Annotated in this window: 8 protein-coding genes and 1 tRNA gene; 2 read left to right on the top strand and 7 right to left on the bottom strand. The window is 63.2% G+C overall.

The window, feature by feature from the left end:
- Positions 1 to 29: 29 nt before the first annotated feature.
- Together QX135_RS26405 and QX135_RS26400 are read right to left on the bottom strand one after the other, a co-directional pair.
- Positions 30 to 1520 carry a porin gene (locus QX135_RS26405; RefSeq protein ID WP_316180883.1) on the bottom strand — a complete coding sequence of 497 codons (1491 nt, stop codon included), beginning with the start codon at positions 1518 to 1520 and terminating at the stop codon, positions 30 to 32.
- A 667-nt stretch (positions 1521 to 2187) separates the two neighbouring features.
- Complete coding sequence (locus QX135_RS26400; RefSeq protein ID WP_316180885.1) at positions 2188 to 3681, bottom strand: porin; 1494 nt, start codon at positions 3679 to 3681, stop codon at positions 2188 to 2190.
- 382 nt (positions 3682 to 4063) lie between these two features.
- Here QX135_RS26400 and QX135_RS26395 point away from each other — a divergent pair, with 382 nt between their 5' ends.
- Positions 4064 to 4603: a MarR family winged helix-turn-helix transcriptional regulator gene (locus tag QX135_RS26395; protein ID WP_316186389.1), complete on the top strand. Its 540-nt coding sequence runs from the start codon at positions 4064 to 4066 to the stop codon at positions 4601 to 4603.
- A gap of 68 nt (positions 4604 to 4671) precedes the next feature.
- Here QX135_RS26395 and QX135_RS26390 read toward each other — a convergent pair whose 3' ends face one another.
- Together QX135_RS26390 and QX135_RS26385 are read right to left on the bottom strand one after the other, a co-directional pair.
- Entirely contained in the window at positions 4672 to 5748 is a 1077-nt protein-coding gene (locus QX135_RS26390) for a hypothetical protein (protein ID WP_316180887.1), read from the bottom strand.
- A gap of 602 nt (positions 5749 to 6350) precedes the next feature.
- Positions 6351 to 7844: a porin gene (locus QX135_RS26385; protein ID WP_316180889.1), complete on the bottom strand. Its 1494-nt coding sequence runs from the start codon at positions 7842 to 7844 to the stop codon at positions 6351 to 6353.
- 746 nt (positions 7845 to 8590) lie between these two features.
- Here QX135_RS26385 and QX135_RS26380 point away from each other — a divergent pair.
- A tRNA-Ser gene (locus tag QX135_RS26380) sits at positions 8591 to 8684 on the top strand.
- A 132-nt stretch (positions 8685 to 8816) separates the two neighbouring features.
- On the opposite strand, the gene QX135_RS26375 is transcribed toward QX135_RS26380, so the two are convergent.
- The 3 genes from QX135_RS26375 to gatB all read right to left on the bottom strand — a co-directional run bounded on the left by QX135_RS26375 (position 8817) and on the right by gatB (position 12509).
- Complete coding sequence (locus QX135_RS26375) at positions 8817 to 9170, bottom strand: hypothetical protein (protein ID WP_316234373.1); 354 nt, start codon at positions 9168 to 9170, stop codon at positions 8817 to 8819.
- A gap of 195 nt (positions 9171 to 9365) precedes the next feature.
- On the bottom strand, positions 9366 to 9632 hold the full coding sequence (locus tag QX135_RS26370; RefSeq protein ID WP_315740271.1) for a hypothetical protein: 267 nt from the start codon (positions 9630 to 9632) through the stop codon (positions 9366 to 9368).
- Positions 9633 to 11030: 1398 nt separating this feature from the next.
- Positions 11031 to 12509: an Asp-tRNA(Asn)/Glu-tRNA(Gln) amidotransferase subunit GatB gene (gene gatB / locus QX135_RS26365; protein ID WP_316180890.1), complete on the bottom strand. Its 1479-nt coding sequence runs from the start codon at positions 12507 to 12509 to the stop codon at positions 11031 to 11033.
- Positions 12510 to 12511 lie beyond the last annotated feature (2 nt).

Raw genomic sequence — 12511 nt, 5'->3', positions numbered from 1 at the left:
GCTACTCCCTATTCGCCATTCGCCTGTACTTACCAGTTGCGCTGAGCGCGCAGCAGCAGCGAGACCGAGTCCTGGTCCTTCAGCTGATAGGTCGTGGCGGGTTTGGCAACCGCCGCAGCCGCCGGCGCATTGGCGACGCCCGCGAACTTCTGATCCAGCCGGGTCCAGGCGACGTCCGCAGAGAACGTCAGATTCTTGACCGGCGTCCAGCGCGTGATCACACCCAGAGTCGAGATGTTGAAGTCCGGGTTGCAGTTCGCACCGACGATGCCGAGGGCAACCATGCCGGCGCCGTTGCAGATCAGGCCCTTCGCTGTCGCATTGTAGCGCACGGCGCTCCATGAGCCGTACACCGCGGTGTTCCAAGCCGGATCCCAGTTGTGGGTGAAGGCGCCGCGGAAGCCGTAGGTCGTCGTCAGCTGCTGCTGGGTGTTCGCCCCGAACACCGAATCGGACACGCCGGCGAAGCCGAGGCTCTGGAAGGCACCGGGCACATTGGTGCCGCCATACATCGCGTAGTTGATCGGCGCGAGGCTCTGGAAGTTGTAGCGGCTGGCGCCGTTGGTGTAGACGCCCTGCACGTTCAAGGTGTCGCCCGGGCCGGTCGGAATGTTCTTGATCGACAGGGCGAGCTGACCGGCATAGCCCCATTTGTCGGCGGGATGCCCGGTGGTCTCGTTGGCCCCGAAGAAGGCGGCATGATTGTCGTGCGCCGCGAAGGAGGCCTGGAACAGGCCCCAGGCCTGGTCGACGCGCACCATACCGACGATGTCGGGTGCGACATTGCCGCCGAAGTCCGACGCGCCATAGGCACCGGTGATCACGCCGGCCGCGGTCTGTCCGGCCGTGTTCCAGATTTGCGATTGCGAGTACTGCGTCGCGTCCTGCAGCGAGATGGCCGCCGTGATGCCGGAGCCGAAATCGGCGGTGTAGGTGAACTGGTTGACGCCAGTGATGGTGCCACCGCCGCCGGTCAGACCGTCGAAATTGTTGCCGGGATAGTTCGCCCACGGCGCATCGAACTGCGACACGGCCTTACCCATGGTGAAGCCGGCGAACTGGATGAACGCGTAGAAGACGCCGAGCGTACCGCCCGCGATCGCGTCACCCGTATAGGTCGACGGGTTCGAGCCGGTCGTGGTGCCGCCGGTCCATTGGAATACGCCGTCGAAGAAGGTGCGGACGACGCCATACTCCGTTGCAGTGCGGGTGTCGATATTGAGGTCGGCACGCGAGCGCGTCGTGTAATAATTGCTGAGACGATTGCGAGCGCCGGCAGCGCCGTTCACGGCGTTCTGGAAGATCGTGTTCGTCCCGAAGCCCGCCTCTGCGCGCAGAAAGCCGCCGAGCTTGATGCAGGTGTCGGTCCCGGGAATGTAGAAGAACCCCGCGCCGTACATCGAGCAAACCCTCACATATTCGATCGCTTTCGCCTTGATCGGAAGGTCGGCTGCCTGAGCCCCACTCACGGCGAGCAAAGCCACCGCTGAGCCCATCACAAGGCTCCTCACAGTCTTCATACTAACCTCCAAAATTGCTCAGTTCAGCCGGCCCGGCTCGACAGCGGACGACCGTCCCCACGGTCAGTCCGTCTCCAGCAGCACCACAGTGCTCGCGGATAGCGTGGCAGTCGGAACGATCGCGAGGCGAAGTTGGTATTTTATCGGACCATTCTCGTGACCGGCCGGACCACGCATGTGGCGCTGCCGCGGCGCGGTCCGGTGGCATCCGAGCTGCAAGAGATATGTGCCGGAGCATTCTTCGCCGCTGGATGCGTGCCACGGTCGTGGCAGCAATGCAGCAGAACCGATGGGTCAAAACGGGCCGAGTTGCACTGACGAAGTGCAAATGCGGCGACCCGGCGCCGACTCCTCCCTCACGTGAGACCAACGACAATGGCGAACGCGTGCGATCGTCGAACGATCGACACAAGGGACCTCACGGATCGTTGAGCGGAATGGCCACGGGACGGTCGCGAACACCAACGCAAATCATGCGGCGGATTGGCCTGCTCGTCCCCCGAGGCAAGTAAGTTGGTCAGGTGGCGCCTTCACCGAAATGGTAGGGACGATGCGAGGGAGCAACGGATGCGAAGGCTGGCACTCGAGCATGTACGCGCAAGGCAAAGAAAAACCCCCGGCAGTTGCCTGCCGGGGGGGTCGTCAAACCGTCGTCAGACGATCGATATCAGAAGTTGCGCTGAGCGCGGAGCAGCAGCACAGCCGACTGCTGATCCTTGAGTTCATAAACGGCCGCCGGCTTGGCAGCAGCAGCGTTACCCGGCGAAGCGATGGTGCCGGAGCTCTTCTGGTCGAGCCAAGTGTAGGCGAAGTCAGCCGAGAAGGTCAGGTTCTTGACCGGGGTCCAGCGCGTGATCAGGCCGACGGTGGCCAGATCAAAGTTCGGATTGCAGGTCGAACCAGCGCCGAACGCAGCCAGCACAGCGCCGCTGCAGATCAGACCCTTGGCCGTGTCGTTGTAGCGAACAGCAGCCCAAGACCCGTAGATCGCAGTGTTCCAGGCCGGATTCCAGTTGTGAGTGTAGCCACCACGGAAGCCGTAGGTCGTGGTCAGCTGCTGCTCACCGCCGGTCGCGTAAACAGAGTCAGCGATGCCAGCCACCGCGAGGCTCTGATAGGCAAGCGGATTACCCGTGCCGCCATACATCGCGTAGGTGGTCGGCAGCAGGCTCTGGAAGTTGTAGCGGCTCGCACCGTTGGTGTAGACGCCCTGGATGTTGATGGTGTCGCCGGGGCCAGTCGGGATGTTCTTGATCGACAAGGCCAGCTGAGCCGCCCAGCCCCACTTGTCAGCCGGGTGACCGGTGACTTCGGTAGTGCCGTAGTAGGCCGTGTGGTTGTCATGCGCCGCGAACGACGCCTGGAACAGACCCCAAGCCTGATCGACACGGACCGCGCCGACGATGTCCGGGGCAACGTTGCCGCCGTAGCCCTGGGAGCCGTAGACGCCAGTCACGAAGTTCGCGACCGTGTTGCCGGTCGTGTTCCAGAGGTTGTTCTGATAGTAGGCCGTCGCATCCTGAGCCGAGATCGACGCCGTGATGCCCGAGCCGAAGTCAGCGGTGTAGCTGAACTGATTGACACCAGTGACCGTGCCGCCGCCGCCGGCGAGACCGTCGAAGTTGTTGCCCGGATAGTTGGTCCAGGGCGTATCGAACTGCGAGACGGCCTTACCCATGGTGAAGCCGGCGAACTGGATGAAGGCGTAGTACACGCCGAGCGAGCCGCCTGCGATGCCGTTGTCCGCAGCGCCGTAGGCGGACGGAGCGGAGCCAGCGAAGCCGCCGGAGGTCCAGGAGAACGTCAGGTCAGCGAAGGTGCGAACCACGCCGTACTCGGTCGCGGTGCGCGTGTCGATGTTCAGATCCTGACGAGCGCGAGAGGTGTAGTTGTTGCTGAGGCGGTTGCGGGCGCCGCCAGAACCGCTGAACGCGCCGTTGAAGTCGCTGTTGGTGGCAAACGCGGTTTCAGCGCGCAGATAGCCACCCAGCTTGATACAGGTGTCGGTGCCGGGGATGTAGTAGAAGCCCGCACCATACAGGGAGCAAACCTTCACATACTCGACCGCTTTGGCCTTGATCGGAAGGTCGGCCGCCTGAGCCGCGGACATGGCGAGCAGAGCTGCCGCCGAGCCGAGGACAAGGCTCTTAACCGTCTTCATTTAAACCTCCAAGTTGCTCTTTTGAGAAAGAACCGGACCAAGATCCCCCAGGACGATCCGCTTCCTCCGCTCCCGAAAAACCGCTTCAGCCGCTTCGCGCCATCGGACACACCCGCATCACGCGAGGGACTTAAGCGAACCACCTGTCACGGGACGATCGAGTAACCCCCCACCGTCGCCAGGAACTATGCCTTCGCTCATTCGGTAAGCAAAATAGTTTATGCAGTCAGGTAATTGAATGAAGCCGAAATGTGTCTTAAGGGCAACACAACGGCACCTTGTTGTGCAGCGCACGGGGGACGACGGATGTCCTCCTAGATAAGTGATTTTGTTGCGGATTTTTTTTCTTTAGGGTCAAGCTTCGTACCGGAACTCCTGAGCAATGGCGCCCTTGAAGAACATGTCTGCCGCACCTGTGGAAGCGGACGCGCAACCGAAGACTGCCGAACATCTGCCGAAGAATCGCGACGCCATTCTTCGCTTCGCCAGGGAGATCTCCACGATCAACGTCCATCTGGAGGAGCTGAGGTACTTCTGGGCCAAGAGAATCGGCATCAGTGGCCCCCAATGGATGATCCTGATGGCGATCTCCGAACTGGATCAAGGCGAGGGAGTTGCCGTGAATGCGGCGGCCAAGCGGCTGCACGTCGACCCCTCCTTCGTCACGACGCAGTCGAAGCTGCTCGAGAAGAAGGGCTTCATGGAACGCAAGCCCGCCCCCAACGATGCGCGCGTGGTCCGGATGTCGCTCACCGCCAAGACATCGGAGCAGTTCGCCGAGCTGGAAGCTCAGCAAGCGCAGATCTTCGGCTTCATCTTCGAGGAATTCGACGCTCGTGAGCTCGCGACCTTCACGGACAAGCTGGCTGGCCTCAAGGACCGTTTCGAAAAGGCCAGCGCGCGACTCACGATGGGGCTCTGAGGCCCCCCCCCGAGGCGGTCACGGCCCGACCGCCTCTTACAGGCAGCGAGCGCAGACATACGGTCGCGTCAGCCTGGAGGCCGCGGAGACCCCGCCAGACGCTTGGCGATCCAGTCGAAGACGAAGGCATCGGCTTCAAGCCAATCGGCGCCCGCGCTGGAGACGATCTTCAGGGTGATGTCCGGGTGCTCGCGCTTGATCTGCGCGATCAGCCGGGTTGCGATGTCAGCTCGAAGCCAGCCACGCTCCGGCACCGTCACCAGCAGCGGACACATGATCTGCCGCGCCGCCAGCCCATCGGTCGCGATCGACAGCCTGCCCCGCTCGCCCGCACCGGGTCGGCGCGACAGGAAGACGCGCTCGTGAATGTCCCACAAGCCGGCGTCGCAGACCGCCGCAGCATAGCGCGGATCGAGTGCGATGCCGCGCGCGACGAAGGACGAGCTCCAGTCGTCGGCCAGGATCGCGATCCGGCCTTCGTCCACGTCATCACGGGACGTCACGTAGTCCGTCACGCTCGCGATGGCTGATTCGAGATCGCGACGGCCGACGATCTCCTCGAAGCGGCAGTCCGGTCCGCTGCCCAGCAGATCGACCACCAGCAACGCCAAGCCGCGCTGCTCCGCATGGGCTGCAAGCTTGAACAGGGACGTTTCCTTGCGACGGCCGGGCTCACCGATGCAGATGACGGTGGGCGCCCTGCCTGCCCCGCAGCGCGCCGGCAGGAAATAGGCTTCGAGCGAATAGTCCGCTCGCCAGGGAATCGTGACGACCTCTCCTTGCGGATCGGCGCAGCGCAGGAATTCGCGCGCACATTCGCGCATGCGGGACAGCACGACGGCCTGGCGGGAGCGTGAGCTGCTGAACGGACAGGCCGCAGCCTCATAACAATCGACCGCGCGCGACCATTTGCGCAACGCCAGCTCGGGACGGCCGCTGCTCACAGCATCGGCGGCGGCAGCCTTCATCGCATCCGCGCATTGCATCCACTCGCGATACCAGGACTCGTCGTCGCTGGCGTCGATCCGCTGCGCAACCGCCAGACATTCCGCAAGCTCGGCCCGGCCCTCCGGCCGCGCCCCCAGCAACCGCGTGATGGCGCCCGCCAGATCGTCTTGCTCGGACCACGGACGCAGCACTCCCACAGAGCCTTCCGAACTCATCTTGGACTGATTCCTCGCTGGCGTGACGGTGTGGCCCCGTCATCTGGCGGTCATCGTGACCACCCGGGATTTCCCGGTCAAGCCGATGCGCAAGGAATTTTGCTCCGACCTTTGGTCTACGATGGATGCTTTGCGCTGACGCGCAGCAGTCGCACAGGTACGTTGCAACCGAAAGCCAACCTTAGGAACCGGGCGACGAGGAGATCCTGAAATGAAGAAACCTCCGGCGGGGCATCGCCAGAGGCTTCGAGGAGTCTAACATCATGTGATCGTCGAACTCGGATCGGCAGCATCGTCCTCTGGAGGAGGGATCGCTATCAGCGCACGACAAAATTAGCTTATCAACTCATCTGTTTTCAACACCAATTTTGAGAAAATACCGACAGACTGTCAAGCTGCTGAAAAGAAAGTGATTTTCGATCAACAGAGCACTCGGAATTCTCCTCATTGTCTCAGCTGCCGATCTTACATCGCTCTTCGAACGAGCCAGACTCGGGTGCCGGGCCGGAATGCGCTGCCACAAACAGCAAAAACCCCCGGCAGTTTCCTGCCGGGGGCTCTTGAACCCGATCAGACGATCAGGATCAGAAGTTGCGCTGAGCGCGGAGCAGCAAGGACACCGAGTTCTGGTCCTTGAGCTGGTAGGTCACGCCAGCCGGCTTCGCGACGGTGGCCGAACCCGGGTACGCGATGTTGCCCGAGTACTTCTGGTCCAGGTTGGTCCAGGCCACGTCGGCCGAGAAGGTCAGGTTCTTGACCGGGGTCCAGCGGGTGATCAAGCCCAGCGACGAGATGTTGAAGTCGGGGTTGCAGGTGAAGCCCGCGCCCGCCAGACCAGCCATCGCCGCGCTGCCGCAGATCAGACCCTTGGCAGTGTTGTTGTAGCTCACGGCAGCCCACGAACCGTAGATCGCCGAGTTCCAGGACGGGCTCCAGTTGTGGGTGTAAGCACCACGGAAGCCGTAGGTCGTGGTCAGCTGCTGCTCGCCGCCGGTGGTGTACACCGAGTCGGCCAGACCAGCGAAGCCGAGCGTGCCGTAGACGCCAGCCGTGCTGCTGCCGCCATACATCGCGTAGGTGGTCGGCACCAGGCTCTGAGCATTGTAGCGGCTCGCACCGTTGGTGTAGACACCCTGGATGTTGATGGTGTCGCCGGGGCCAGTCGGGATGTTCTTGATCGACAAGGCCAGCTGAGCCGCCCAGCCCCACTTGTCAGCCGGGTGACCGGTAACTTCAGTGGCGCCGTAGTAGGCGGTGTGGTTGTCATGCGCCGCGAACGACGCCTGGAACAGACCCCAAGCCTGGTCGACGCGGACCATACCGACGATGTCCGGAGCGACGTTGCCGCCGTAGCTCGCCGTGCCGTACGAACCGCCGACGATGCCAGCACCAGTGATGCCCGCCGTGTTCCAGATGTTGGTCTGGTAGTACGCGGTCTGGTCCTGAGCCGAGATCGACGCCGTGATGCCCGAGCCGAAGTCAGCGGTGTAGCTGAACTGGTTGACACCAGTGACCGTGCCGCCGCCGCCCCACAGGCCGTCGAAGTTGTTGCCCGGATAGTTGGTCCAGGGCGTGTCGAACTGCGACACGGCCTTACCCATGGTGAAGCCAGCGAACTGGATGAAGGCGTAGTACACGCCGAGCGAGCCGCCGGCGACGCCGTCACCCGTGTAGGCCGACGGAGCGGAGCTGGCCGTGTTGCCGGTGGTCCAGGTGAACGTCAGATCGGCATAGGTACGAACCACGCCGTACTCGGTCGCGGTGCGCGTGTCGATGTTGAGGTCCTGACGAGCGCGGCTGTAGTAGTAGTTGCTGAGGCGGTTGTTGGCGCCAGCCGAACCGTTCACAGCGTTGTTGTACTGGCCGTTGCTGGCGAACGAGGTCTCGGCGCGGACGTAGCCGCCGAGCTTGATGCAGGTGTCGGTGCCGGGGATGTAGTAGAAGCCAGCGCCGTAAAGCGAGCAGACCTTCACATACTCGACCGCCTTGGCCTTGATCGGAAGGTCAGCTGCCTGAGCCCCGGACATGGCGACGAGAGCGGCCGCCGAGCCCAGGACAAGGCTCTTGATCGTGTTCATAGTGTTAAACCTCCAAGTTGCTCAGTCAGGGAAGGTTCCGCCTCCGCTGGGTGAGAGACACCCTTGGGGTTGGTACCGTTATCCCTCTTCGACCCGTCGCTCAGCCGCTTCGCGCTATGGGACACACCCGCATGAACGCGAGGGACTTGAGCGAACGACCTAAACGGGACGACGTCGGGATGCCCCCCTTCGTCGTGTGAGCAGAATTACCGAAGGCCTTTGCACACGCAACAAAGGAACCATCATTGCGGCGCCCAGGCGGCGCCTTTTCGGACTGGTGTTGCACAAAAGGCACGCGACCGTGGTTCTGCGGGAACACCTAACTTGCTGTTTATGTTATCGTTTTGTCACAACGCAATTTTGGGTGTTCAGGGCCGCGAGCACTCGCCCGCCAGGAACCCGCCCCAAGTCAGGCACGGGGCCACGAATCCAGCCAAGGCGCTGAACGAGAATCGGACCGGAGGACAATGCCCTCTGCGCCCCCTGCCACCGGCCCGTCGTTCCAGGCGACCCTCTATATTGGTGACGCTCTATATCAGGGACGATCGAGAGGGCCTGCGCCGCCCGGCGACTTCCATGCCGTGCCGCGTCCGATCAAACGGCAGGCTCAGCTCGGATCGATCGCCAACGGTGGAGATCACCGTCCGGGGCCGATCCGGCGAAGACGCAGCCCAGTGAGGATTTCGAAACCGCACGCAATCTGCCGCTTGCGGCTCAGCGCGGCGTCGGGCATACCGACCCTCGCTGGAGACGTGGCCGAGTGGCTGAAGGCGGCGGTTTGCTAAACCGTTATAGGGTTGTAAAGCCCTATCGAGGGTTCGAATCCCTCCGTCTCCGCCAGCCGCCCGTCGGCGCGGCCAGCAGCCCCCTACCCCTGATCATCCGCATCAAAGCCGAGCCGTCCACGCACCTGCCGGATCGCAACGGACCGTGGCCGCCGTGATCACGGTTGCCGCGCGATCACGCGCGGGCTCAATCGAACAGGCCACGGCTGATATTGATCACGAAGGCGGCGGGCACGCCGATGACGGTGCCGACGAAGCCATAGCCAAGCGCGGCCCACCATGACGCCGCGCCTCCTGCTCCCATCACGGCACCGTAGATGCCGCCGAGGCCCGCACAGAGCACGGTCACCACGACGAGGCGGCGGTCGTTGTGGGCCTCGACCCGCAGACGCTTCAACTCACGCCGGCTCTGCACCGCAGGCCCGGCCGGCTCGGTCGATCCGCAATGCGGGCACGCCACTGCGCTGAAGGAGACGCCGCTGCCGCAGTCATGGCAGTCGATCAGCTCTTGCCGCCGCGCCTGTCGCCGTGCCTGGCCCATGCCGTCAATCCCGCCTGCCTGCGTCACATCGGACGACAGATAGGAGATTCATAGGCGCGCGACGAGGCCCGCTTCCGATGAGAATGAACGATCGGGCGCGGGTCACCCCAGCGTCCCGGTTCGCGGCCGGCGAACTGGCTCGTGCGGCATGGTTCGCACCGAAAGCGAGATCCGCCAAGTCGCGGCCTAGCTCGCTCAGTGCGCAGTCATCCAGGCGCGCGCCTCGCGCTGCGCGGTCGCGATCTCGGCATCCGACATCTGCTCGGCGACCTCGCGGCGCATTGCCACGGCGTCGACGCGCCCCCTGAGGGCGGCGAGATTGAACCATTTGTGCGCGGCGATCAGATCGACCGCACCGTCGCGACCGCTCGCATAGAGCATGCCGAGCTCGAACAGGACATCGCCGCTGGCGCCCTGCTCCGCGGTGGTCACATCATCAAAATTGAGTTGTCCCTGAAACATCGTCGCTCTCCTTCGCCCGAGGAGGCGGCCGGTCACCCGAGCGCGCCCCCGTCCAACTTTTCAACGCCTGGTTATCCCCATGCCGTCTCGCGGCTTATGCGCGAAGGATGACCGATCAAGTTTGAAAGGCAGTTTAAACATCGTGCTGAACGAGCCCTGAACGCGGACCCCCGCATTTTCCCGGGACGGCTTCAATGCATTGATTCGAAATGGATTCTTCAACTCGGCAAAGAGCGGTTTACCGTTCTGTTTGGCAAACCCCTAACCATCCGCGAAAGCGCTTCACCGCGCCGGGGCGGAGCGCACCACGCAGGCGGTCAACAGCCGCACTGGGACCGGACACGTCTTGACACAGGGTGCGGGAGATTGCGTAGCGCACTGCAGCACGAGTACGCGTGCACCGAGCTGCTAATAAGGTCGTTCGTCTATGGGAGACTGGGAGGCACGCAGTCGCCGGAGGCGCGGTGCTCAGGGATCGAGGGCGTCGGCGAACACGTCAGGATCAGATCCCACTCTGGCTGATAGCCGCTCGTGAGATTGCAGACCGGAAACGCGATCTGCACCGAACGAAGAAATCCTGTTTCTTCTGCCGGACCGCACCGCGAGCGAAGCCGCTCTCGAGTTCGATCCGACCGTTGACCTGATGTCTCGCCGACACCCTCTATCGTCTGTTGGAGCTTCAGGAGATCTGCCCGGCTCGCGAGGAGCTATGCCGACCTGCGTTCCAACGACGTGCCGGCATCAGCTGCCGGACTCATCTCGCAAGGACTGCGAGAGTTACTTCTTCTTGGCGACCTTCTTGGTCTTCTTGGCAGTCTTCTTCGCCGCGGTCTTCGCGACCTTCTTCACTGCCTTCTTCGCCTTCTTCGCTTTCTTGGCCATGTTGCCCTCCGATGTGAGATGGCTTAGTCGATGCGTGCACTCGGGAATCGAGCTGCACTCCTCATCGATACACCAACGAGTGAAAAAAAACAGCTTCCGGCTTAAGGAAGTGTTGACAGGGGCGCGCGCACGCGGCTGACGCAACGCGCGAAGCAGTGCGAGGTTCGACATCGCAAACGCGCACGCGGCTGCGCGCGACGCCAAGCGCGCTACTGATAGACATTGCAGGAAAAGCCTACGCTGCAAGCATTTTCTGAACTGCTACATGACAGCGCGAAAGCGGCGGCGTGCACATCGCAAGGCGCGGACTCGCACGATGAAGGCGGCGCGCGGACTCTGAGTCGTAAATTTTGGCAACGAAAAAATTTTCATTGCACACGCCCTCGTGTGCGTTCGAACGCTCGGCAATGGTGGCTTTTTTGCGAATCGCGCGCAGCGATTCGCGAAGTCGTCGGGTCAAACAAAACGGCGCGCACCGTGTGCGCGCCGCTGGAACGAAGACGAACGATCGCCGTTTCAGATGCCGAGCTTGCTCTTCAGGATGTCGTTGACCGCCTGCGGATTGGCCTTGCCGCCCGACGACTTCATCACCTGACCGACGAACCAGCCGGCCAGCTGCGGCTTCGCTCTCGCCTGCGCCACCTTGTCCGGATTGGCGGCGATGATCTCGTCGACCACCTTCTCGATCGCGCCGAGGTCGGTCACCTGCTTCATGCCGCGGCTCTCGACCAGCTCGCGCGGATCGCCGCCCTCGCTCCAGACGATCTCGAACAGGTCCTTGGCGATCTTGCCGGAGATGGTGCCTTCGCCGATCAGCGCGACGATCGCGGCGAGCTGAGAAGCCGAGACGGGCGAGGACGCGATGTCGCGGCCCTCCTTATTGAGCCGGCCGAACAGCTCGTTGATCACCCAGTTGGCGGCGAGCTTGCCGTCGCGCGCCCGGTCGGACAGCGCCTCCAGCACGCTCTCATAGAACGCCGCGCTCTCGCGCTCGGCCACCAGCACCGAGGCGTCATAGGGCGACAGGCCGACATCGGCGATGAAGCGCGCCTTCTTCTGATCCGGCAGCTCCGGCAGCGCCGCCTTCAGCTCGTCGACGAAGGCCTGGCTGAACTCGAGCGGCAACAGGTCCGGATCCGGGAAGTAACGGTAGTCGTGCGCCTCCTCCTTGGACCGCATCGAGCGCGTCTCGCCCTTGTCGGGATCGAACCTCCGGGTTTCCTGCTCGATCGCGCCGCCGTCCTCGATGATCTCGATCTGGCGCCGCGCCTCGGCCTCGACCGCCTGGCCGATGAAATTGATCGAGTTGATGTTCTTGATCTCGCAGCGGGTGCCGAGCGGGCCGCCCGGCTTGCGCACGGAGACGTTGACGTCGGCGCGCAGGCTTCCCTTCTCCATGTCGCCGTCGCAGGTGCCGAGATAGCGCAGGATCGAGCGCAGCTTGGTCACATAGGCCTTGGCCTGCTCGGCATCGCGGATGTCCGGCTTGGAGACGATCTCCATCAGCGCCACGCCACAGCGGTTGAAGTCGATATAGGACAGCGACGGCGACTGGTCGTGCAGCATCTTCCCGGGATCCTGCTCGAGATGCAGGCGCTCGATGCCGATCGTGGCGGTCTTGCCGCCGTCGAGCTCGACCGCGACCTCGCCCTCGCCCACGATCGGATCCTTGTACTGGCTGATCTGATAGCCCTGCGGCAGGTCGGGGTAGAAATAGTTCTTGCGGTCGAACACCGAGCGCAGGTTGATCTTGGCATTGAGCCCGAGCCCGGTGCGCACGGCCTGCCGCACGCACTCCTCGTTGATGACCGGCAGCATGCCCGGCATCGCCACGTCGACCAGCGAGACGTGGCTGTTGGGAACGCCGCCGAACGCGGTCGAGGCGCCCGAGAACAGCTTCGACTTCGAGGTGACCTGGGCATGGATCTCCATGCCGATCACGACCTCCCAGTCGCCGGTGGCGCCCTTCATCAGCTTGCCGCTGGTTGCCGTCATGG

It is taken from the genome of Bradyrhizobium sp. SZCCHNR1098 (assembly GCF_032489375.1).
Classification (GTDB): domain Bacteria; phylum Pseudomonadota; class Alphaproteobacteria; order Rhizobiales; family Xanthobacteraceae; genus Bradyrhizobium.
The sequence above is the reverse complement of the archived record's forward strand: the minus strand, read 5'-3'. Positions and strand labels throughout refer to the sequence as shown.

Bases quoted from the DNA above. Each gene is read 5' to 3' on its own strand.
- gatB (WP_316180890.1), bottom strand. From the start codon at position 12,509: ATGACGGCAACCAGCGGCAAGCTGATGAAGGGCGCCACCGGCGACTGG.
- QX135_RS26385 (WP_316180889.1), bottom strand. From the start codon at position 7,844: ATGAACACGATCAAGAGCCTTGTCCTGGGCTCGGCGGCCGCTCTCGTC.
- QX135_RS26395 (WP_316186389.1), top strand. From the start codon at position 4,064: ATGGCGCCCTTGAAGAACATGTCTGCCGCACCTGTGGAAGCGGACGCG.
- QX135_RS26370 (WP_315740271.1), bottom strand. From the start codon at position 9,632: ATGTTTCAGGGACAACTCAATTTTGATGATGTGACCACCGCGGAGCAG.
- QX135_RS26405 (WP_316180883.1), bottom strand. From the start codon at position 1,520: ATGAAGACTGTGAGGAGCCTTGTGATGGGCTCAGCGGTGGCTTTGCTC.
- QX135_RS26375 (WP_316234373.1), bottom strand. From the start codon at position 9,170: ATGGGCCAGGCACGGCGACAGGCGCGGCGGCAAGAGCTGATCGACTGC.
- QX135_RS26400 (WP_316180885.1), bottom strand. From the start codon at position 3,681: ATGAAGACGGTTAAGAGCCTTGTCCTCGGCTCGGCGGCAGCTCTGCTC.